This window comes from Streptomyces sp. NPDC056361, from assembly GCF_042262805.1.
Lineage (GTDB): Bacteria > Actinomycetota > Actinomycetes > Streptomycetales > Streptomycetaceae > Streptomyces.
On sequence record NZ_JBHJQI010000157.1, the window covers coordinates 1 to 19,940 of the forward strand.

Below are 19,940 nucleotides of genomic sequence, written 5' to 3' on the forward strand. Positions count from 1 at the left end.
GGGCCCCCGCGCCCCCCCCCGGGCCGCCGCCCGCGGGGGCCCCGTCACTTTCTCACCCCCCCACCACCACGGTCCCCCCGCGGGTGGGGTGGGGGGCGGGGGCGGTGCCCGGGCCCCGCACGGCACGGGGCCGCGGGCGTCCGGTGGTCCGCTCCCGCTCCCGTACCGCGTCGAGGATCCGTTCCGCGGCGGTGGCCGCGACCAGGGACGGAGCCTGTCGGCCGTCGAGCCGGACGACCCGGGGGAGTTGCCGCGCCCAGCGGCGGTAGCGGGGCCAGGAGGGCGCCGGACGACCGGCGGCGTCCTCCCGGTCGCGGCCCCGCGGGGTGTCGGGTCCGGTGTCCACGAGCAGCGTCAGTCCGTAGCGGTCGGCGATCCGGCGGAAGGCCCCCGCCGCCCCGGAGCCGGCCGGCGGGTCGAACGCCACCAGGCCGTCCAGCGGGCCCCGGTCGGTCAGGACAACCGCCCGGCCGCCGCGCGCCCGCTTCCGTACCAGGGTCCGGGCCGCCGCGACGCGGGCCGCGAGCTCGAAGGCGTGCAGGAACGCGTGGGCACGGCGCGGCCACGATCCCCGGCGCTCGGGATCCGTGGCGCGCCGTGCCCACACGTCCCCGCCCGGTTCCCCCGCATCCCTCACCCGGGGGGAAACCGGGAACCCGCGGCACAGGAAGCAGCCGTGACCGCGCGTGGAGACGACGGTCAGGCCGCGTTGGCGGAGCAGCGTCGCGACCCGTGCGACCAGCGCGGACCTGTCGGATCCCGCGGGCCCGGACACGGCGACCAGGAGGGCACCCCGCGCGGCCGCCATCACGACTCGCCCCCTCGGGGGAGGGCGCGGGGCGTACGGCGCACGGGCACGCGGACGAGCGGTGCGTGGGGTCGGTCCGAGCCGTCGGGAGCAGGGGCGCCAGGGCCGTCCGCGCCGCCTGGGCAACCGCCGGAACCGCGCCGCCGCGCGGCGTGGGTGCGGACCGAACGGGCGCGCCGGCGACGGGCCGCTCCGCGCGGCCTGCACGCCCGGCTCAGGGGCGGCGCGGCGGCGGCACGGATCCGGTCGGAGCCCCGGCGGGCCGGGTGCGGGGTCGGGCGGTGCGGGGAGGGGCAGAGCGAACGGCGGCGGGCCTCGGCCAGGGGCCAGTCGGTCACCCGCCGCAGGGGATGCGGTGCGGGTGCCGCCGGCATTCGGCTGATGGGGAGGAAGGTCATGACGAGCCTCTTCCGGCAACCGACCCTACCGAGGGCCTGGCGAGTGCTGAGCTGATCCGTCCTGAAACGTCTTTCCTTGAAGCGTCTGTCACGGAACATCCGTCCCGAGGCGCTGATCCGGAAATAGCGCTGTATCCAGCCTTAGCTTCCCGGGGGTGATTCGTCAACCGGAGGAGCCGCGGAAGGGGCCGTGGGCGAGGCGCGACAGCGCGTTGTGCGGTCGTTCGTCGAGGAGCGTGCCGAGGATGCGGGCGCCGTCACGGATGGTGCCGAGGCGCGTCGCCCCGTGGCGGCACGGGAGTTCGCGGCTCGGCACCTCGGCCACCCGCAGGCCGTAGTGCAGCGCGTGCGCGACGAGTTCCGCCCCGAGTTCGACACCGTCCTCGCGGAGGTCGAGGAGATCGACGAACGAGCGGCGGAAAGCGCAGAACCCGTACCAGAGATCGGTCAGCCGCTGACCGTAGAGCCGGCGCGCGACGCGCAGCAGCGCGCGATGTCCGAGACGCCGGACCAGCGAAGAGGCGGCGACGTCCCCGCCCGCGATGAAACGCGATCCCTTGACGAAGTCGTAGCCGTTCTCCAGGTAGTGCAGGAAATGCGGGATCTCGTCGGGCGACATGCTGCCGTCGGCGTTCATCAGCACGATCAGGTCCCCGGTGGCCGCGAGCAGTCCCGCGTGCGGGGTGTCGCCCTTCTCGAAGTCCCAGGCCCCCACGCTCCGCACGGTCAGGCCCGGGGGCGCACCCCGGTCGCCTGCGGGGGCGCCGACCAGCACCACCTCCCGCACGCTGGACGGCACCTGGCCGAGGAGCGTGTCGAGGTCCGGGCCCGGATCTCCGTGGCCGGGGCGGATCGTGAGGACCAGGCTCACCGTGCGTACACCGGCCCCCGGGGCCCGGTCGGTCGACCGGCGCAGGGGGTGCGAATCACTACTCATCGGTACGGCCTTCCGCGCGGCGGACCCGCGACTTCCAGAATCCTGCGCGGAGGGCGACGGCGTCAAGAAAAGCGGAAGAACATGCGGCCGGGCGCGAAAGAATAACCCCGGCGGAAACCCCCGTAAAACCCGGGGATTTCACTGGTGAAAACCGCTCGTTTATACAAGCGCACCCCTGCGGGCATACAATCCCGTCATGGCAGGGCGAATTGAAGACTACGCCCTCGTCGGTGACCTGGAGACGGCCGCGCTCATCGGTACCGACGGGTCCGTCGACTGGTGGTGCGCACCCCGCTTCGACTCGCCCGCCTGCCTCGCGGCCCTCCTCGGGGACCCCGGACACGGCCGGTGGCTCCTCGCCCCCGTCGGCGAGACCCGTTGCACGCGCAGGAGTTACCGGGGCGACACGCTCGTCCTCGACACCGTCTGGGAGTCCCTCTCCGGATCGGTCCGGGTCACCGACTTCATGCCGCCGCGCGCCCTCGACGAAGGCGCGCCGACGATCGTCCGCGTCGTCGAGGGGATCGGCGGACGGGTCGCCATGCGCGGCGAGTCGAGGGTCCGCTTCCACCACGGCAGCATCGTGCCCTGGACCCGCTCACTGGACCGCCGCACCGTCGTCTCCATCGCCGGACCCGACGCCGCCTACCTCTCCTGCGGCCCCGGCGTCGAACCCGTCGTCAGCGCCGACCGGACCACCTTCGACTTCACCGTCACGGCCGGACGCCGCGTCGCGTTCACCCTCGGCTGGCGCCCCTCGCACGCGCCCGCGCCCCCCGCCGCCCCGCCCGCCGCGATCGACGCCGCCCTCACCCGCACCCTCGCCTTCTGGAACGACTGGGCCGCCGCGCTCCGTTACGACGGCCCCGCCAGGGACGCCGTCATCCGCTCCCTGCTCACCCTCAAGGCCCTGACCTACGCCCCCACCGGCGGCGTCGTCGCGGCGGCCACCGCCTCGCTCCCCGAGTCCATCGGCGGCCGCCGCAACTGGGACTACCGCTTCTGCTGGCTGCGCGACTCCACCTTCACCCTCTCCTGTCTGCTGCGCGGCGGATACCGCAGGGAGGCGCTGGCCTGGACGGAGTGGCTGCTCCGCGCCGTCGCCGGCGACCCCGCCGACCTCCAACCGCTGTACGGGGTCGAGGGGCAGCGCCGGCTCCCCGAGACGCACGCCGACTGGCTTCCCGGCTACGAGGGTTCACGGCCCGTCAGATTCGGCAACGCGGCCGTCGACCAGTTCCAGCTCGACATCTACGGCGAGGTGCTCAACACCGTCTACTCGGCCGTCCGGGCCGGCGTCGTCCTCGCGCCCCCGGCCTGGGCCCTGATCGCCGCGCTCCTGGAGTACCTCGGCGAACGCTGGCGGGAACCCGACGAGGGCATCTGGGAAGTCCGGGGCACGCGCCGTCACTTCGTCCACTCCAAGGTGATGGCCTGGGTCGCCGCCGACCGGGCCGTACGCCTCGCCCGCGTCGCCGGACTGCGCGGCTCCGTGCACCGCTGGCAGGCGCTGCGCCAGGAGCTGCACGCGGAGATCTGCGCCCGGGGCTGGAGCGAGGAACAGGGGTCGTTCACCCAGTCCTACGGAAGCCACCAGGTCGACGCCACCGCCCTGCTGATCCCGCGGCTCGGCTTCCTGCCCGCCGGTGACCCGCGGGTCCTCGGCACCGTGCGGGCGATGGAACGCCTCGACGACCACGGGTTCCTGCGCCGGTACGGGGACGTGCGCGACGGCGGCACCCACGCCCTCGACGACCTCGGCGGCACCGAAGGGGCCTTCGTCGCCTGCACGTTCTGGTACGCCGACGCCCTCGCCATGACCGGCCGCCCCGACGAGGCCCGCACCGTCTTCGAGCGGGTCCTCGACGTCCGCAACGACGTCGGCCTGCTCGCCGAGGAATGGGACCCGGTCGCCGCCCGCCAGCTCGGCAACATGCCCCAGGCCCTCAGCCACGTGGCCCTGGTGAACACGGCGTTCACCCTGTACGGCACCCGCCGTCACGACCGTGACGGATCCCGTCATCTCGCTGTGGCATGATCGCGCCGACCCCGGCAGCGGGCCGGGGACCAGGGGGTCGGAATGGACTGGCGCGTCGTCGTCCCGGGCGCGTTCGCGCTGATCTTCACCGTCAGCGGCGCCGCCGCGATCCGCACCGGCTGGATCTGGCCGTGGCTGCGGTCCCGGGTCTTCCGGACGGGCCTCCACGGCCGGGGCCAGCTGCTCATGGCCGCCGCCTTCGCCGTCCAGGCGCTCTCCCCCTTCACCGACGACCGGGCCGTGAGCTCCGTCCTCGGCGTCGCGAGCGTGCTCACCCTCCTGACGGGCCTCGTGCTGCTCCTCCTCGGCGAGCGCCCGGGCCGCGAGCGCTGACGCGGTCGCTTCCCGCCGTCGGCATGTCGTTCGGGTGAGTCCAGCGGGCGGCCCGGCCGCGCGTGGGTTCGAATCGGGGCATGGCTCCCTACGACAGGCTCCGCGCCGGCGGTTCCCCGAGGCCGCTGGAGACCGGTGACACCTGGTGGTACGCCGCCGTGGCCGGCGAGACCGCCGGCTCCTTCAGCACCCGGGTCCGCACCCGGACCCGGCGTGCCTGCCTCGGGGCGGTCCTCCTCCTGACGGTCGTGTACGCGGGCCTCGTGCTCACCGCGACCGGCCGGCGCTGGGGCGACGCCGCCGTGACCGGCCGGCGCGCCGACACCGCCGCCGCCACCCTGCTGCGCGAGCACCCCTCGCTCGCCGGCCTCACCACCTTCTCGCTGGCCGCCGGGTGCGTCCTGCTCCTCGCCGTGGGCCTCATACGCAAGCGGTACGCGCTGACCGGGGCCGCGGCGGGCGCACTCGCCACGGCCCTCGCCCTCACCGGCCTGCTCCAGCGGTTCGCACCCCGCCCCCGCCTCCACGACACCGCCGGGGCCCTCGTCCCCAGCGGCTTCCCCAGTGCCCAGACCACGATCGCCGTGGGCATCGCCCTCGGCCTCGTCCTCGTCGTCCCCTACCGGCTCCGGGCCCTCGCCGTCGGCGCCGGAACCCTCTGGGCCGCCGCCGTCGGCGCGTACACCATCGCCTCCGGGCGGCACCGGCCCGGCGACGTCATCGCCGCCGCCCTCGTCGTCCTCGCCGTCGAGTGCGGGCTCCTCGCCCTCCTCGCCCGCAAGGGCAAGGTCCGCCCCGGCCCCCGGCGCGGACCCCTCCTGCCCGGCCTCCCGGTGACCGTCCCGCTCGCCCTGCTCGCCGCGGCCGGCCTCGGCGCCGGGCTCTGGCTGCTCGGCGACACCCTCGCCCTGCCCGCCACCGCCCCCTACGACCCCGCCGAGCTCCGGCTCGCCCACCGCTGCGGCCAGGCCCTCGCCGCCGGTGTGACGGCCGCCACCGGGCTGGTCCCGCTCGTCCTGCTCCGCCGCGTCGACGTGGACGGGGCCCCCACCCCGTACCGGCTCGGCGGGCCCTTCGTGGAGGCCGCGGGGGTCCAGCGCGAGAGCGAGCTCGTGGGGCCCTTTACCGAGGACCTCGATCACGAGATATCTTGATGTCGAGCAATCTCGCATACGCAGACGTGGAGCGGAGCACCCGGTGACTGACTCGACCATCATCTACACCCACACTGACGAGGCGCCTGCCCTGGCGACGTACTCGTTCCTGCCCGTGATCCAGGCGTATGCCTCGCAGGCCGGCGTCACGGTCGAGACGCGGGACATCTCCCTCGCCGGCCGCATCATCGCCGTCTTCCCCGAGTTCCTGGAGGAGGGCCAGCGCATCGCCGACGCCCTCGCCGAGCTCGGTGACCTGGCCAAGACGCCCGGCGCCAACATCATCAAGCTGCCGAACGTCTCGGCGTCCATCCCGCAGCTCAAGGCCGCCATCGCCGAGCTCCAGGCGCAGGGCTACGCCCTCCCGGACTACCCGGACGACCCGCAGACGGACCAGGACAAGGACGTCCGCGCCCGCTACGACAAGATCAAGGGCTCGGCCGTCAACCCGGTCCTGCGCGAGGGCAACTCCGACCGCCGCGCGCCCGGCTCGGTCAAGAACTACGCCAAGAACCACCCGCACCGCATGGGCGCCTGGACCTCCGAGTCCAAGACCAACGTCGCCACGATGAGCGAGAACGACTTCGCCTCCACGGAGAAGTCCGCCGTCATCGCCGCCGACGACATCCTGCGCTTCGAGTTCACCGCCGCCGACGGCACCGTCAGCGAGCTCCGCGCCCCGCTGAAGGTCATCGCCGGCGAGGTCGTCGACGCCGCCGTCATGCGCGCCGCCGCGCTCCGCACCTTCCTGAGCGAGCAGGTCGCCCGCGCCAAGGCCGACGACGTGCTGTTCTCCGTGCACCTCAAGGCCACCATGATGAAGGTCTCCGACCCGATCGTCTTCGGCCACGTGGTCCGCGCCTTCTTCCCGGCCACCTTCGCCAAGTACGGCGAGGTGCTCGCCGCCGCCGGCCTGTCCCCGAACGACGGCCTCGGCACCGTCCTGGGCGGCCTCGATGCCATCCCGCACGGCCTCGGCGCCGAGATCAAGGCCTCCTTCGAGGCCGAGCTGGCTGCCGGCCCGGCCCTCGCCATGGTCGACTCCGACAAGGGCATCACCAACCTGCACGTGCCGTCCGACGTCATCGTCGACGCCTCGATGCCGGCCATGATCCGCACCTCCGGCCACATGTGGGGCCCGGACGGCCAGGAGGCCGACACCCTCGCGGTCCTCCCGGACCACAGCTACTCCGGCGTCTACCAGGCCGTCATCGAGGACTGCCGTGCCCACGGCGCCTTCGACCCGGCGACCATGGGCTCCGTTCCGAACGTCGGCCTCATGGCCCAGAAGGCCGAGGAGTACGGCTCCCACGACAAGACCTTCGAGCTCGCCGAGGCCGGCACCGTCCGCCTCGTCAACGCCGCGGGCGAGGTCGTCCTGGAGCAGGAGGTCGCCGAGGGCGACATCTTCCGCGCCTGCCAGACCAAGGACCTGCCCATCCAGGACTGGGTCAAGCTGGCCGTCACCCGCGCCCGCGCCACCGGCGCCCCGGCCGTCTTCTGGCTCGACGAGAACCGCGCCCACGACGCGCAGCTCATCGCCAAGGTGAAGCAGTACCTGCCGGAGCACGACACCGAGGGCCTGGAGATCAAGATCCTGTCCCCGGTCGAGGCCACCGCGTTCTCCCTGGAGCGCATCCGCCGCGGCGAGGACACCATCTCGGTCACCGGCAACGTCCTGCGCGACTACCTGACCGACCTCTTCCCGATCCTGGAGCTGGGCACCAGCGCCAAGATGCTGTCGGTCGTCCCGCTGATGGCGGGCGGCGGCCTCTTCGAGACCGGCGCCGGCGGCTCCGCCCCGAAGCACGTCCAGCAGCTCGTCAAGGAGAACTACCTCCGCTGGGACAGCCTCGGCGAGTTCTTCGCCCTGGCCGCCTCCTTCGAGCACCTCGCGACCACCACGGGCAACGCCCGCGCCCAGGTCCTCGCCGACACCCTCGACCGCGCCACCGGCACCTTCCTCAACGAGGACAAGTCGCCGACCCGTCGCATCGGTGGTATCGACAACCGCGGCAGCCACTTCTACCTGTCCTTCTACTGGGCCCAGGAGCTGGCCGCCCAGACCGAGGACGCGGAGCTGGCCAAGGCCTTCGCCCCGCTCGCCGAGACGCTGGCCGCCAACGAGCAGAAGATCGTCGACGAGCTGAACGCCGTCCAGGGCTCCCCGGCCGAGATCGGCGGCTACTACCAGCCCGACCCGGCCAAGGCCGCGGCCGTGATGCGCCCGTCGGCCACGTTCAACGAGGCCGTCGCGTCCCTCGCCTGACCCGCGCGCGCCCGTACCGCCCCGGCCGGAAACTCCTCCGGCCGGGGCGGTCCCGTCGGTGGCGCATCTCACCGCCTGGTGTGAACCTGGATGGATGAGCTGGGCATCTTGGACGACCGCCGGTGTGTACACCGGGCGAGGTGGGGTGCTGACCGACGAGGCCGGAGTCGTCACGGGCGATCTGACCGTGCACACGACCTGGGCCGAGCGCGAGGCACGAGTGGCCGTGCAGTACAGCGGCGCGTCCGACTGGTTCACCATGTCGGGCAGTCCCGTTCCGTGCGCGACGGAGGAGGAGAGCCGCGACCTGCACGACGCAGTCGTCGCAGCCGTCCGGGAGGGCAAGGGGGCCACGGTCCCGACCCTGCCCGCGGCACCGCCGGTGTAAGGTCCCCGGACACCACCGGAAGAAGTGTTATCCCTCCCGCTCCCACGGGTCTCCGAACGACGGGGGACTCGGACGAGGGATGAGGGAGCAGATCCATGCACAGCGACGAGAGCCGCACCACCGCCCTGGTGGAAGCGGCCAGGGCCGGTGACGAGCACGCCAGGGACGCACTGGTGCGCGCTTACCTGCCCCTCGTCCACAACGTCGTCGGCCGCGCCCTCGACGGCCACGCCGACACCGACGACATCGTCCAGGAGACGATGGTCCGCGCCCTCGACGGCCTCTCCGGCCTCCGCGATCCCGACCGCTTCCGCTCCTGGCTCGTCGCCATCGCCATGAACGGGATACGGCGCCGCTGGCGCGAACGCCAGCAGGCGCCCGTACCCGGCCTCGACCGCGCGGCGGACCTCGCCGACCCGGCCGGCGACTTCACCGAGCTCACCATCCTCCGGCTCGGCCTCTCCGGGCAGCGCCGCGACGTCGCCCGCGCCACCCGCTGGCTCGACGAGGACGATCGCGAACTCCTCTCCCTGTGGTGGCTGGAGGCCGCCGGGGAGCTGACCCGCGCCGAGGTCGCCGAGGGCCTCGGAGGCATCTCCCCGCAGCACGCCGCCGTCCGCATCCAGCGCATGAAGGAACGCCTGGAGACCGGTCGGGCCGTGGTGCGCGCCCTGGACGCCGTGCCGCCGTGCCAGGAGCTCACGGACATCCTCACCGGCTGGGACGGCCGCCCTTCCCCGCTCTGGCGCAAACGCGTCGCCCGCCATCTGCGCACCTGCGCCGCCTGCACCGGCCGCGTGACCGGCCGCCGCGGACTCGCCCCGGTCGAGGGCCTGCTCGTCGGCATCGGCCTCGTGCCCCCGCTCGCCGCCGCGGCCCTGCGGGGCACCGAGTCCCTGGCCACCGAACCCGTCGCCTTCGAGGCCGCCTCGCGGTGGACACCGCTCACGCGCGCCTGCGTCGCCGGGGCCGCCGCCGTCGCCGTCCTCGGGGCCGTCGCCCTCCTCGTACCCCGGCAGCCCGACCCGCGGCCGGCACCCGTCCGGCCCGTCGCCGCGCCCCCGCCCACCACGACGACGGCCCCCGCCCCGTCGGCGACCGTCGCCGTCCCGCCACCGACGACCCAGCCGCCGAAACCCCGCAGGACGACGCCCCCGGCACCCCGGCCCACCGCCGAGGAGCGGCTGACCGCGAAGGTCAACCGGCTCCGGACGGCGGCGGGTTGCGCCCCGCTGCACACCGACCCGCGGCTGGTCGCCGCGGCCCGCGCCTACGCCCGGGACATGGTCACGCGCGGCTACTACGGGCACAGCAGCCCGGAGGGCGACTTCGCCGACGTGCGGATCACCGCCGCCGGGTACGACTGGAGCGCCTGGGCCGAGAACCTGGCGCGCGGTTCGTCCGACCCGGCGGCCGTCGTCGACGACTGGACCGACGGGGCGATGCACGAGGAGAACATGCTCGACTGCCGGTACCGGGACACCGGCGTGGCGTCGGCGCCCGGTCCCGGCGGCACGGTCTGGGTGCAGAAGCTGGCCACCCCCGCGTCCTGACGCACCTCCGACCCTTCGGACGTGCCCCGACCCTTCGGACGTGCCCCGACCCTTCGGACGTGCCCCGACCCTTCGGACGCGCCGAGACCTTCGGACGCGCCCGGAGTGTTCGCGGCGCCGGCGCCCTCCTCAGCGTCTGGCGCCGAAGTCCTGTACCCACCAGGGGCCGTTGGCGGTGAGCGTCACGCCGACTCCGATGTCCCTGAAGGCGCAGTTGAGGATGTTCGCCCGATGGCCCGGACTCTCCATCCAGTCCTCCATCGCGCGGGCCGGGGTACGCGGCCCGCGGTGGATGTTCTCCCCCCAGGTCGACCACGCGTACCCGGCCCCCGTGATCCGGTCGCCCGCGTCGCGGCCCTCCGGGCTGTCGTGCCGGTAGTAGTCACGGGCCGCCATGTCGTCGGCGTGCCCCTGCGCGGCGGTCCGCAGATGGTCCTCCGCGCGCAGCGGTCCGCAACCGGCCCTCTCCCGCTCGGCGTTGGCCAGCGCGACGACCTCCTGGGCGTACCGCCCGATCTTGGCTCCGGCCGCCGCCGGTGCGACGGCCGCCGAGACCGCGGGCGCCGACGGGGCCACGTACATCCCGGTCACCACCGCGAGCAGGGCCGCGGCGGCGCCGGTGAGGGTGACGGTGGTGCGGAAGGACGGGCGGCGCGCTGCCCGGCGCCCCGTTCCGCCGCTCCTGCGGTGCCGGCCGCTCGCGTGCGTCGACGCGCCCGCGCCGGAGAACCGAGGGCGGTCGGGACTGTGGGACCGGTCGGGACGGCCGGGATGGTCGTGGTGGTCGGGACGGTCGTGGTGCCGCATGGAGCTCCGCTCTCTCGCCGAGGTCGCCGGAGGGTCCGGTGCGATCGAGCCACCGGGGCGACGGCGGTAACACTTTCCGGACCAGGCCGCCCCGACACTCTCCGTCAACACGACGCGTCAATCCACGTCCGAGCTTTTCAGCCCTGCGGGATCACCGCCACCGGGCAGGGCGCGAGATGGAGCGCCGCGTGGGCCACGGAACCGATGCGCGGGCCGATCGCGCCGCGCCGGGCCCGCCGACCGACCACCAGGAGCTGGGCGGCCCCCGACGTGGAGAGCAACACCTGCCCGGCGCTGCCCAGTTCGACGTGCTCGGTCACCGGCACGTCCGGGTACCGCTCCCGCCAGGGGGCCAGTGCCTCGCGCAGCGCCTTCTCCTCGTACGGCACGAGCCCGCCCGCCTCGTCGGCGAGCCGCATCGAGGCCGGGCTGTACGCGTAGAGGGACGGCAGGCTCCATGCGCGGACGGCCCGCACCGCCGCCCCGCGCGCGGCGGCGGTCTCGAAGGCGAAGCGCAGGACGGCGGCACTGTCCTCCGGGTCGCCGTGCTGGCCGACCAGCACGTATCCGGTGGGCGGTTCGGCCTGCTCGCCGTCGCGGGTGCGGACGGCCACCACCGGACACGCGGCGGCGGCGATGATCTGCTGACCGTACGAGCCGAGCAGGAATCCGGCCACGGGGCCCCGGCCGCGCGAACCGATGACGAGCATCTCGGCTCCCTCCTCGGCGCCCAGCAGCGCGGCGACCGGGGTGTCGGGGAGCACCTCGGCCGAGAGCGCGACCTCCGGGTGGCGCTCCGCGATCGTCGCCTCGGCCTCGCGCACCAGGGCGAACGCGGCACGCTGCTGGGCCTCGGGGTCCTGGACCAGCGGGATGTCGAGGGGCTCCCAGCGCCAGGCGTGCGCGAGCCGCAGCGGGAGCCCCCGGTGGAGGGCCTCGCGGGCGGCCCAGTCGGCCGCGGCGAGGCTCTCCGGGGAGCCGTCCACTCCGGCGACGATCTCACGACTCATCAGGCTGCCTCCGTCGGTGCGGTGACGGGCCCCGCCGGGCGGCCGGACCCTGTTGTCTCCAGCTTGGGCCCATCGGCCGCTTGACGAGAGGGTCGGACGTCCCGACATGCCGGACCGTCGGTCCCCTCTTGCGCACCGTCGTCCGCACGCGGCGGACTCAGGCCCGGAGGGTGAGCCGTGCGTGGGTGCCGTTGAGGTAGTGGTCCCCGATGTCACGGAGCCGGTGGGCCGCCTGCGTGGGGGCGGTGAGGGCGCGGGCGTTGCGCCAGAAGCGGTCGAAGCCCGGACCGCCGCCCCGGGCGTCGGAGCCCGCCGGGGTGTCGACGAGTTCGAGGATGCGGGTGGTGATGTGGACGGCCGCCCGCCCGGTGACCGTCTCGGCCGCCGCCACCAGGACGGCGATGTCGGCCCGTTCCTCCGGGCCGAGCGACCACCCGGCGAGCAGACCGCACGCCAGGGCGTCCGTCGCCCGTTCCACCACCGCGGCGGCGGCGTGCGCGGCCGTCGCCAGCTCCCCGTACGCGAGGAGGAGGTACGGGTCGTCCCCGGCCCCCGCCGGGGCGGCGCCTTCGGTGTCCGCCGGGCCGCCCGCCCCGTCGGTCGGTGCCGGTCCGGCCTGTCCGGCACGGCTGATGTCCCGGGCCTCGGCGAGCGCGCCCTCGGCGATGCCGAGTCCGACGTGCACCAGCAGCAGCCGCAGGGCGAGCGGTGCCAGGGTGGTGAACGGGGCGACGGCGTGCTCGTCGTGGGGGAGCGTGCCGAGGACGTGTTCGGGCTCCACCGGCACGTGGTCGAAGGTGACGGTCCCGGCTCCGGCCAGCCGCTGCCCGACCCGGTCCGTCCCCGCGTCCGTGAACACCCCGGGATGCGCCGGGTCCACGAGGACGACGAGCAGGTCGCCGGTGCCACCGGGGCGGGCGCCGACGACGAGCCGGTCGGCCACGGTCACGCCGGAGGAGAACGAGCGGCGCCCGTCGAGCACCCAGCCGCCCCCGGCGCCTTCGGCGGGCGTGAGCGTGAGCCCCTGGCCGGTCCCGCCGTGCGGCGGTTCGACGCCGCCGGCGAGCAGCCAGCGCTCCTCGGACGTACAGACGTCGAGGGCGAGGGGGGTCCGGGCGGTACGCGGCGCGTCGGCCGCCCGCCCGGTGCGGGGTGCGCGAGGTGCCGCGGTCCTCTGCGGATCGCCGCCGTCCACGCCGCCGTCCACGCCGCCGTCCACGCCGCCGTCCTCGACGAGGTCCGCTTCGGGCGCGGGTTCCTCGGCCGGTGCCGGGCCGAAGAAGCGGCTGCTCCAGGACAGCGCGTAGTGGTGGGCGAGGAGTTCGCCCACCGAGCTGTCGGCGGCGGCTATCTCGCGCACGACGGCGCACGCGGCGCGCCAGTCGGCGCCGCGCCGGGTCGGCCCGGGGGCCGTGAGCAGGGCGGGCAGCCCCGCTTCCTGGAGGCGGGCGACCTCGTCGAACGGCGCCTTGCCCGCGCGGTCCCTGGCGAGTGCGTCGACGGCGAGGTCGTCGGCGAGTTCGCGGGTGACGCGGGGCCAGATCTCGTCGTCCGCGGGGCGGTCGACGAGCCGGACGGCCGGTGCGGAGGCGGTGCGTAGGGCGGGTCTCTTCGGCGATTTCCTCGGCGTGCTCACGTCACCTCACCTGATCTCTCGTATCCCCACTGGAACACTAGGGATAGTGGCAGAGGTGAAGGCCCCGCCCCAAGGGGCGTCCGCAAGCTGGACAAGGGTGTCTTGATCAGTGAGACCGCGTCAGGTCGACACAGGTCGACGCGGCCGGGTGTGGCTCGGGCGGCTCGACGTGGCTCCGCGTGGCTCGGGCGGCTCGATGTGGGTCCGCGCGGGTCGGAGCGGGCCCCCTCCGCCCGTCAGGGGTTGGTCCAGGCCTCCGGGTCTTCGGCCAGCGTGACGACGCCGGCCGGCAGCTTGGCCGCCGCCACCTCGGCGAGCGAGACCCCGAGGACCTCGCGGACACCGGCCCGGAGGGCGATCCACAGCGTGAGCAGCGACTCGGCCGGCCCCGTGTACGACAGGTCCGGCGGCCGCTCCCCGCGGACGGAGACCAGGGGACCGTCCACGCAGCGGATGACGTCCGCGACCGAGATCGTCTCCGCCGGCCTGGCGAGCCAGTACCCGCCGTTCCCGCCGCGCTGGCTCTGCACGAGACCGCCCTTGCGCATGTCGCCGAGGATCCCCTCCAGGAACTTGTGCGAGATGCCCTGGCCCTCGGCGATGGCCTCGGCCTTCAGCGGCCCCGAATCCTGGGAGGCGGCGAGCTGGAGGGCTGCCCGCACCGCGTAGTCGGCCCTGGCTGAAATGCGCATGCGCGCATTATTCCGTACGGCCGCGAGCGGACGCCCGCACACCCGGCCGACGCGCTGCGGGCGGCACGGCGGCACGCGAACTCCGGCCGACCGGAACCGCGTACGGCGGCGGCGAGGCCGGCGTCGGCCGATCGGGTCCCCGGCCCGGCACTCGGGCCGTACCGCACCCTTGACGCCGCCGGTGGGCGGTCGGACACTCGTGGACGGGAAAACCGAGCGAACGGGTAGGGAACCATGGGACGCAGCGGTCGGCGGGACACGTCACAGGCCGCGCCCCTCCCGCGCTCCCTGCCCCTCACGTCCCGTCGCCACATCGATCTGCTGCGGGTCTGCAGCGCCGCCTAGGGCCTGTCGTCACCTTCCCGTCGTCGCCCGAAGGGCGGCCCCGCGGCGTCCGGTGCGTGCTCTCGGCGTGCCGGGTGGAAGTCCGCGTACCGGACGTACTCGGGCTTCCGCCCGGTACGGCGACGCGTCGCGGTCCGCCCGCACCTCCTCCCCGCGCCCCTTCCCGTACCTCTGTCGCCTCCGGTCACCGCGCAGGTGCCGTTCGCCGTGCCCGGCGACCGGCGCCTCGGAGCACCGCCCGGACCCGGCACCGAGCACCCTCAAGGGAGAAGCATGTCCGTCGTCCCGTCCTCGCTCCTGCCCGCCTCCGCCGTGCCCGCCTTCCGCGGCCGGATCGGCCGCGACGCGGCCAGCGGCCACTACGCCGTCCCGCACCGCTACCGCCTCCATGTGGCACCCTCGGACCCCGGCTGTCTGAGGATCGCCGTGACCCACGCCCTGCTCGGACTCGACGACACGCTCCCGCTCGCCGTACTGCCCGAGACCCCCGACACGCCCGACGGCGGATACGCCGCCCTCCGCCCGCTGTACGAGGCCAGCGCCCACCTCTACGACGGCCCGGCCGCCGCCCCCGTCCTGAGCGACGGCTGGACCGGACGGATCGTCAGCACCCACGTCCCCGACATCCTCCGCGACCTCGCCCTCCGCTTCCGCGGCGAGGGCCCCGACCTGCTGCCCGGCGAGCGGCGCCGCGAGATCGACGCCCTCTCCGACCTGTGCGAACGGAGCGTCAACCGGGCCGCCCAGCGGGCCGGCGAACTCGGCATCGACGGGGCGGCCGCCCACCGCGACCCGCTGACCGTCCTCTTCGCCGCGCTCGGCCGCCTCGAACGTCGGCTCGCCCGCTCGCCGTACGTGCTCGGCGACGCGCCGACCGCCGCCGACGTGCACGTCTGGGTCACCCTCGTCCAGCTCGACACCGTCCACCGCTGGCACCTGGACGCCGCCGCCATGGACCGCGTCGCGGGCCACCCGGCCCTGTGGGCCTATGCCCAGCGTCTCGCCGCCCGGCCGGAGTTCGCCCGCTGCCTCGACGTCGACGCCGTCCTCCGCCGCCACCACGCCCACTGCCGGGGCCGCGAGGCCGCCGGCGCGGGCATCAGGATCGTCGACTGGCCGACGGGTCCCCGCTGACGGTCCCGCCACAGCGGATCCGTCGGTGGATCCCCCTGACGGCCCCCGCCACGAGGGATCCATCGGCGGGTCCCCCTGACGGCCCCCGCCACGAGGGATCCATCGGCGGGTCCCCACTGACGGTCCCCGCCGCGCCGGATCAGCCGATCCGGTGACCCGCCAGCGGCGCCGTGTCGTCGCCCGCGCCCGACCTGACACCGCGCAGGAACGCCGCCAGGGCCTCCTCGGCGGTCGCCGACGGCTCCCAGTCCAGCTCCCGACGCGCCCGCTCGGTGGCGAGCAGCGGGAGCTGCCTGAGCGCCTCGAACAGCCCGGGGGAGGCCGGGACGAGGCGCATCCGCCAGGCCGCCGACAGGGCGCCGCGCACGGCTCCTGCGGGCACCTTCACGGGCCGCGCGTGCAGCAGCCGGCCCAGCGCCGCCGCGTCGAGCACCGGCTCGGCGGCGAGGTTGAACGCGCCGCGGACGTCCCGCAGGAGCGCCCTGCGATAGGCGTCCGCGGCGTCGTCCGTGTGCAGGACCTGGAACCGCAGCCCGTCGAACTCCGGTACCAGCGGCAGCAGATCGGGCCGCATCAGCTGACCGGGGAAGAACCGCCCGGCGAAGATCCGCCGCTGCCCGCTGGCCGACTCCTCCTTGAAGAGGAACGCCGGGCGCATCCGCACCACCCGGATCTGCGGGTGATCGCGCTCGAAGGTGTCGAGGACCCGCTCCAGATAGGCCTTCTCCCGGGTGTACGCGGCGCCGGGCCAGCCGTGCGTCGGCCACGCCTCGGACACCGGGGCGCCGCCCGCCGGACCGGGGGAGTACGCGCCCACCGAGGAGGCGTGCACGAGCACCGGCACCCGCGCCGCGGCGACCGCGTCGAACACCCGCACCGCGCCGATCACATTGGTCCGCCAGGTCTCCACCGGATCGTGCGTCGGCCCGAACCGCCAGGCGAGGTGGACCACCGCGTCCGCGTCCGCCACGTACTGCGCGAGGCGGGGCTCGTCCCCGTCCCGCGACAGGTCCACCTCGGCCCACTCCACGCCCGGCAGCTCCAGGCCCGGCCGGCGCCGGGCGAGCCCGAGGACCGATCCGACCCGCGGTTCGGCCGCCAGGATCCGTACGAGACTCGTCCCCACATTGCCGGTGGCGCCGGTGACGACCACCCGCTGCATCGTGCTCGGGTTCATGTCCTCGACCCTCCGCCATGGGCGGCGCGAGCGCACCCGGAGCGCCCGCCCGACCGGCCCCGTCACTCAGCGTGCCCATGTCGGTCGCGGGGGCGGCCGACGGCCGGGACTATGGAGCGACGCAGGAGACAGGAGAACGCCATGCTGCTGCCCGACAGGAACACGGTCGACCGGCTGCTCCGGCACTACCGCACCCAGGAGCGGACCGTGCTGGCCAGCCCGTGCGACCCGTCGGCGCGCCGCCGCTTCGAGGACACGGTGTACACCCTGTGCGTCCTGATGGGAGAGCGCACCGCCCATGAGGCCGTGCACGCGGCCGAGCGCTACGTCACCGGGTTCCGGCCCACCGCACCGCGGCCCACCACGCCGCGGCCCACCGCACCGCGGTCCACCGCGCCCCGGTACCCCTGGCACAGCGGCTGAACCGCCCGGCCCGGCCCGGCGTCGACAAGCGCGGCCCCCGGGCCGCGGTTAGCGTGGCGGGGTGCGCCGCGCGCCGTCCGGTGCCGGGTGCGGCGGGCCGCGCCGGCGCACGTATCGGCCTGCCCGGCGGATGGAGACACGATGACCAAGGCCCGCAGGACGGACGCCGTGCGGACGGGAACTCCGAGGGCGGGTTCCGCCGGGGCGGCCACCGCGAAGACCGCTACGGCGAAGTCCGCCACCGCGAGGACGGGCGCGGCGAGGACCGGCACTGCGAAGTCCGCCACCAAGTCCGCCACGGCCAAGATTGCCGCGGCCAAGACCGCCACCGCGAGGACGGGCGCGGCGAAATCCGCGTCCGCGACCGCGAAGTCCGCGTCCGCGAAGGCCGGCGCCGCCAAGTCCGCCGCAGCGAAGGCCGTCCGGGACGCGGGCGCGCCGCACGCCGCCGACCGGCAGAACCTGATCCGGGTGCACGGGGCGCGGGTGAACAACCTCAAGGACGTCAGCATCGAGATCCCGAAGCGCCGGCTCACCGTCTTCACCGGCGTCTCCGGCTCGGGCAAGAGCTCCCTCGTGTTCGACACGATCGCGGCCGAGTCGCAGCGGCTGATCAACGAGACGTACAGCGCGTTCGTCCAGGGGTTCATGCCCACGCTCGCGCGTCCCGAGGTCGACGTCCTCGAAGGGCTGACCACCGCGATCATCGTCGACCAGCAGCGGCTCGGCGCCGACCCCCGCTCCACGGTCGGCACGGCCACCGACGCCAACGCGATGCTCCGCATCCTCTTCAGCCGCCTCGGGAAGCCGCACATCGGCCCGCCGAGCGCGTACGCCTTCAACGTCCCCTCGGTCCGGGCCAGCGGCGCGATCACCGTCGAACGCGGCGACAAGAAGACCGTCAAGGCGACGTTCAGCCGCACCGGCGGCATGTGCCCGCGCTGCGAGGGCCGCGGCACCGTCTCCGACATCGACCTCACGCAGCTCTACGACGACTCCGCGTCGCTCGCCGACGGCGCGCTCACCATCCCCGGCTACGCCCCGGGCGGCTGGAACCACCGGCTCTACAGCGAGTCGGGCCTCGTCGACCCGGACAAGCCGATCCGCAGGTACACCAAGCGGGAACTCCACGACTTCCTGCACCACGAGCCGGTCAGGATGAAGATCGCGGGCATCAACATGACCTACGAGGGGCTGATCCCGCGGATCCAGAAGTCCTTCCTGGCCAAGGACAAGGAGGGGATGCAGCCGCACATCAGGGCGTTCGTCGAGCGTGCCGTCACCTTCGCCGCCTGCCCCGAGTGCGGCGGCACCCGCCTCGCCGAGGGCGCCAGGTCGTCGAAGATCAAGCGGAAGAGCATCGCCGACGTCTGCGCGATGCAGATCAGCGACCTCGCCGAATGGGTCCGCGGCCTCGACGAGCCTTCGGTGGCACCGCTGCTCACCGCGCTCCGGGAGACCCTCGACTCGTTCGTCGAGATCGGCCTCGGCTACCTCTCCCTCGACCGGTCGTCGGGCACGCTGTCGGGCGGCGAGGCGCAGCGCGTCAAGATGATCCGCCACCTCGGCTCCTCGCTCACCGACGTCACCTACGTCTTCGACGAGCCCACCACCGGCCTGCACCCCCACGACATCAACCGCATGAACGACCTGCTCCTGCGCCTGCGGGACAAGGGCAACACGGTGCTCGTCGTGGAGCACAAGCCGCAGACCATCGCCATCGCCGACCACGTCGTCGACCTCGGCCCGGGCGCCGGCACCGCGGGCGGCTCCGTCTGCTTCGAGGGCACCGTCGAGGGACTGCGGGCCGGCGACACGGTCACCGGCCGCCACTTCGGCGACCGCGCCTCCCTCAAGGACACCGTGCGGGAGCCGGCCGGCGCCCTGGAGATCCGGGGCGCGACCGCGCACAACCTGCGGAAGGTCGACGTCGACATCCCGCTCGGCGTGCTCTGCGTGGTCACCGGCGTCGCCGGCTCCGGCAAGAGCTCGCTCGTGCACGGGTCGATCCCGGCCGGCGAGGACGTCGTGTCGGTCGACCAGGGCGCGATCCGCGGCTCGCGCCGCAGCAACCCGGCGACGTACACGGGTCTGCTCGACCCGATCCGCAAGGCGTTCGCCAAGGCCAACGGCGTGAAGCCGGCCCTGTTCAGCGCCAACTCCGAGGGCGCCTGCCCCACCTGCAACGGTGCCGGCGTCATCTACACCGACCTGGCGATGATGGCGGGCGTCGCCACCACCTGCGAGGACTGCGAGGGCAAGCGGTTCCAGGCCTCCGTGCTCGGGTACCGTCTGGGCGGCCGCGACATCAGCGAGGTCCTCGCGATGCCCGTCGCCGAGGCCGAGGAGTTCTTCGGCGCCGGCGAGGCCCGCACCCCGGCCGCGCAGCGCGTCCTGGAGCGGCTCTCCGACGTCGGGCTCGGCTACGTCTCCCTCGGCCAGCCGCTGACGACGCTGTCCGGCGGCGAACGGCAACGGCTCAAGCTGGCCACGCACATGGCGGAGAAGGGCGGCGTCTACGTCCTCGACGAGCCGACCACCGGCCTCCACCTCGCCGACGTGGAGCAGCTCCTCGGCCTGCTCGACCGCCTCGTCGACTCCGGCAAGTCCGTCGTCGTCGTCGAGCACCATCCGGCGGTCATGGCCCACGCAGACTGGATCATCGACCTCGGCCCCGGCGCCGGCCACGACGGCGGCCGCATCGTCTACCAGGGCCCGCCCGCCCCCCTCGTCGCCCACCGCTCCACCCTCACCGGCCGACACCTCGCCCAGTACGTCGGCGCCTGACCGGCAGCCGCGGGGTGGGGGGCGCCGGGGGGGGGGGGACGTGGGGGGGCC

16 protein-coding genes are annotated in these 19,940 nt (G+C 74.5%); 9 read left to right on the forward strand and 7 right to left on the reverse strand.

Annotated features, from left to right (window positions below; translation table 11 throughout):
* Nucleotides 1-52 precede the first annotated feature (52 nt).
* Complete coding sequence (locus tag ACFCY7_RS34170; RefSeq protein ID WP_376489959.1) at nucleotides 53-811, reverse strand: hypothetical protein; 759 nt, start codon at nucleotides 809-811, stop codon at nucleotides 53-55.
* 558 nt (nucleotides 812-1,369) lie between these two features.
* Nucleotides 1,370-2,143, reverse strand: coding sequence for a glycosyltransferase family 2 protein (locus ACFCY7_RS34175; RefSeq protein WP_376489960.1), 774 nt, complete (start codon nucleotides 2,141-2,143; stop codon nucleotides 1,370-1,372).
* A gap of 196 nt (nucleotides 2,144-2,339) precedes the next feature.
* Between ACFCY7_RS34175 and ACFCY7_RS34180 the strand changes: the two genes are divergently transcribed.
* From ACFCY7_RS34180 to ACFCY7_RS34205, 6 genes are all read left to right on the forward strand, one after another.
* Nucleotides 2,340-4,181, forward strand: coding sequence for a glycoside hydrolase family 15 protein (locus tag ACFCY7_RS34180; RefSeq protein ID WP_376489961.1), 1,842 nt, complete (start codon nucleotides 2,340-2,342; stop codon nucleotides 4,179-4,181).
* Between the two features lie 42 nt (nucleotides 4,182-4,223).
* The gene (locus ACFCY7_RS34185; RefSeq protein ID WP_376489962.1) at nucleotides 4,224-4,514 is read left to right on the forward strand and encodes a hypothetical protein; all 291 of its coding nucleotides are present in this window, start codon (nucleotides 4,224-4,226) and stop codon (nucleotides 4,512-4,514) included.
* Between the two features lie 80 nt (nucleotides 4,515-4,594).
* Complete coding sequence (locus tag ACFCY7_RS34190) at nucleotides 4,595-5,668, forward strand: phosphatase PAP2 family protein (RefSeq protein WP_376489963.1); 1,074 nt, start codon at nucleotides 4,595-4,597, stop codon at nucleotides 5,666-5,668.
* A gap of 43 nt (nucleotides 5,669-5,711) precedes the next feature.
* Complete coding sequence (locus ACFCY7_RS34195) at nucleotides 5,712-7,937, forward strand: NADP-dependent isocitrate dehydrogenase (RefSeq protein WP_376489964.1); 2,226 nt, start codon at nucleotides 5,712-5,714, stop codon at nucleotides 7,935-7,937.
* Between the two features lie 94 nt (nucleotides 7,938-8,031).
* Nucleotides 8,032-8,325 carry a hypothetical protein gene (locus ACFCY7_RS34200; RefSeq protein WP_376489965.1) on the forward strand — a complete coding sequence of 98 codons (294 nt, stop codon included), beginning with the start codon at nucleotides 8,032-8,034 and terminating at the stop codon, nucleotides 8,323-8,325.
* Between the two features lie 95 nt (nucleotides 8,326-8,420).
* Nucleotides 8,421-9,878 (forward strand): sigma-70 family RNA polymerase sigma factor, encoded by a 1,458-nt coding sequence (locus tag ACFCY7_RS34205; RefSeq protein ID WP_376489966.1) that lies wholly within the window; start codon nucleotides 8,421-8,423, stop codon nucleotides 9,876-9,878.
* 129 nt (nucleotides 9,879-10,007) lie between these two features.
* Here the strand turns inward: ACFCY7_RS34205 and ACFCY7_RS34210 are convergent, their stop codons facing one another.
* From ACFCY7_RS34210 to ACFCY7_RS34225, 4 genes are all read right to left on the reverse strand, one after another.
* Nucleotides 10,008-10,685 carry a CAP domain-containing protein gene (locus ACFCY7_RS34210; protein ID WP_376489967.1) on the reverse strand — a complete coding sequence of 226 codons (678 nt, stop codon included), beginning with the start codon at nucleotides 10,683-10,685 and terminating at the stop codon, nucleotides 10,008-10,010.
* A 137-nt stretch (nucleotides 10,686-10,822) separates the two neighbouring features.
* Nucleotides 10,823-11,695 carry a universal stress protein gene (locus ACFCY7_RS34215; protein ID WP_376489968.1) on the reverse strand — a complete coding sequence of 291 codons (873 nt, stop codon included), beginning with the start codon at nucleotides 11,693-11,695 and terminating at the stop codon, nucleotides 10,823-10,825.
* A gap of 157 nt (nucleotides 11,696-11,852) precedes the next feature.
* Nucleotides 11,853-13,331: an acyl-CoA dehydrogenase gene (locus tag ACFCY7_RS34220; protein ID WP_376489969.1), complete on the reverse strand. Its 1,479-nt coding sequence runs from the start codon at nucleotides 13,329-13,331 to the stop codon at nucleotides 11,853-11,855.
* 236 nt (nucleotides 13,332-13,567) lie between these two features.
* Nucleotides 13,568-14,023: an RrF2 family transcriptional regulator gene (locus ACFCY7_RS34225; RefSeq protein WP_376489970.1), complete on the reverse strand. Its 456-nt coding sequence runs from the start codon at nucleotides 14,021-14,023 to the stop codon at nucleotides 13,568-13,570.
* 618 nt (nucleotides 14,024-14,641) lie between these two features.
* Between ACFCY7_RS34225 and ACFCY7_RS34230 the strand changes: the two genes are divergently transcribed.
* Nucleotides 14,642-15,502, forward strand: a complete 861-nt coding sequence (locus ACFCY7_RS34230; protein WP_376489971.1) for a glutathione S-transferase C-terminal domain-containing protein — start codon at nucleotides 14,642-14,644, stop codon at nucleotides 15,500-15,502.
* Nucleotides 15,503-15,641: 139 nt separating this feature from the next.
* Here the strand turns inward: ACFCY7_RS34230 and ACFCY7_RS34235 are convergent, their stop codons facing one another.
* Complete coding sequence (locus ACFCY7_RS34235) at nucleotides 15,642-16,679, reverse strand: NAD-dependent epimerase/dehydratase family protein (protein WP_376489972.1); 1,038 nt, start codon at nucleotides 16,677-16,679, stop codon at nucleotides 15,642-15,644.
* Nucleotides 16,680-16,820: 141 nt separating this feature from the next.
* Here ACFCY7_RS34235 and ACFCY7_RS34240 point away from each other — a divergent pair, with 141 nt between their 5' ends.
* Nucleotides 16,821-17,102 (forward strand): DUF5133 domain-containing protein, encoded by a 282-nt coding sequence (locus ACFCY7_RS34240; RefSeq protein ID WP_376489973.1) that lies wholly within the window; start codon nucleotides 16,821-16,823, stop codon nucleotides 17,100-17,102.
* Nucleotides 17,103-17,243: 141 nt separating this feature from the next.
* The gene (locus ACFCY7_RS34245; RefSeq protein WP_376489974.1) at nucleotides 17,244-19,889 is read left to right on the forward strand and encodes an ATP-binding cassette domain-containing protein; all 2,646 of its coding nucleotides are present in this window, start codon (nucleotides 17,244-17,246) and stop codon (nucleotides 19,887-19,889) included.
* Nucleotides 19,890-19,940: the final 51 nt, after the last annotated feature.

Excerpts from the sequence above, each read along its gene's own strand:
- ACFCY7_RS34235 (WP_376489972.1), bottom strand. The coding sequence starts at position 16,679 with ATGAACCCGAGCACGATGCAGCGGGTGGTCGTCACCGGCGCCACCGGC.
- ACFCY7_RS34245 (WP_376489974.1), top strand. The coding sequence starts at position 17,244 with ATGACCAAGGCCCGCAGGACGGACGCCGTGCGGACGGGAACTCCGAGG.
- ACFCY7_RS34190 (WP_376489963.1), top strand. The coding sequence starts at position 4,595 with ATGGCTCCCTACGACAGGCTCCGCGCCGGCGGTTCCCCGAGGCCGCTG.
- ACFCY7_RS34225 (WP_376489970.1), bottom strand. The coding sequence starts at position 14,023 with ATGCGCATTTCAGCCAGGGCCGACTACGCGGTGCGGGCAGCCCTCCAG.
- ACFCY7_RS34240 (WP_376489973.1), top strand. The coding sequence starts at position 16,821 with ATGCTGCTGCCCGACAGGAACACGGTCGACCGGCTGCTCCGGCACTAC.
- ACFCY7_RS34180 (WP_376489961.1), top strand. The coding sequence starts at position 2,340 with ATGGCAGGGCGAATTGAAGACTACGCCCTCGTCGGTGACCTGGAGACG.
- ACFCY7_RS34215 (WP_376489968.1), bottom strand. The coding sequence starts at position 11,695 with ATGAGTCGTGAGATCGTCGCCGGAGTGGACGGCTCCCCGGAGAGCCTC.
- ACFCY7_RS34175 (WP_376489960.1), bottom strand. The coding sequence starts at position 2,143 with ATGAGTAGTGATTCGCACCCCCTGCGCCGGTCGACCGACCGGGCCCCG.
- ACFCY7_RS34210 (WP_376489967.1), bottom strand. The coding sequence starts at position 10,685 with ATGCGGCACCACGACCGTCCCGACCACCACGACCATCCCGGCCGTCCC.
- ACFCY7_RS34185 (WP_376489962.1), top strand. The coding sequence starts at position 4,224 with ATGGACTGGCGCGTCGTCGTCCCGGGCGCGTTCGCGCTGATCTTCACC.
- ACFCY7_RS34205 (WP_376489966.1), top strand. The coding sequence starts at position 8,421 with ATGCACAGCGACGAGAGCCGCACCACCGCCCTGGTGGAAGCGGCCAGG.
- ACFCY7_RS34230 (WP_376489971.1), top strand. The coding sequence starts at position 14,642 with ATGTCCGTCGTCCCGTCCTCGCTCCTGCCCGCCTCCGCCGTGCCCGCC.
- ACFCY7_RS34200 (WP_376489965.1), top strand. The coding sequence starts at position 8,032 with ATGAGCTGGGCATCTTGGACGACCGCCGGTGTGTACACCGGGCGAGGT.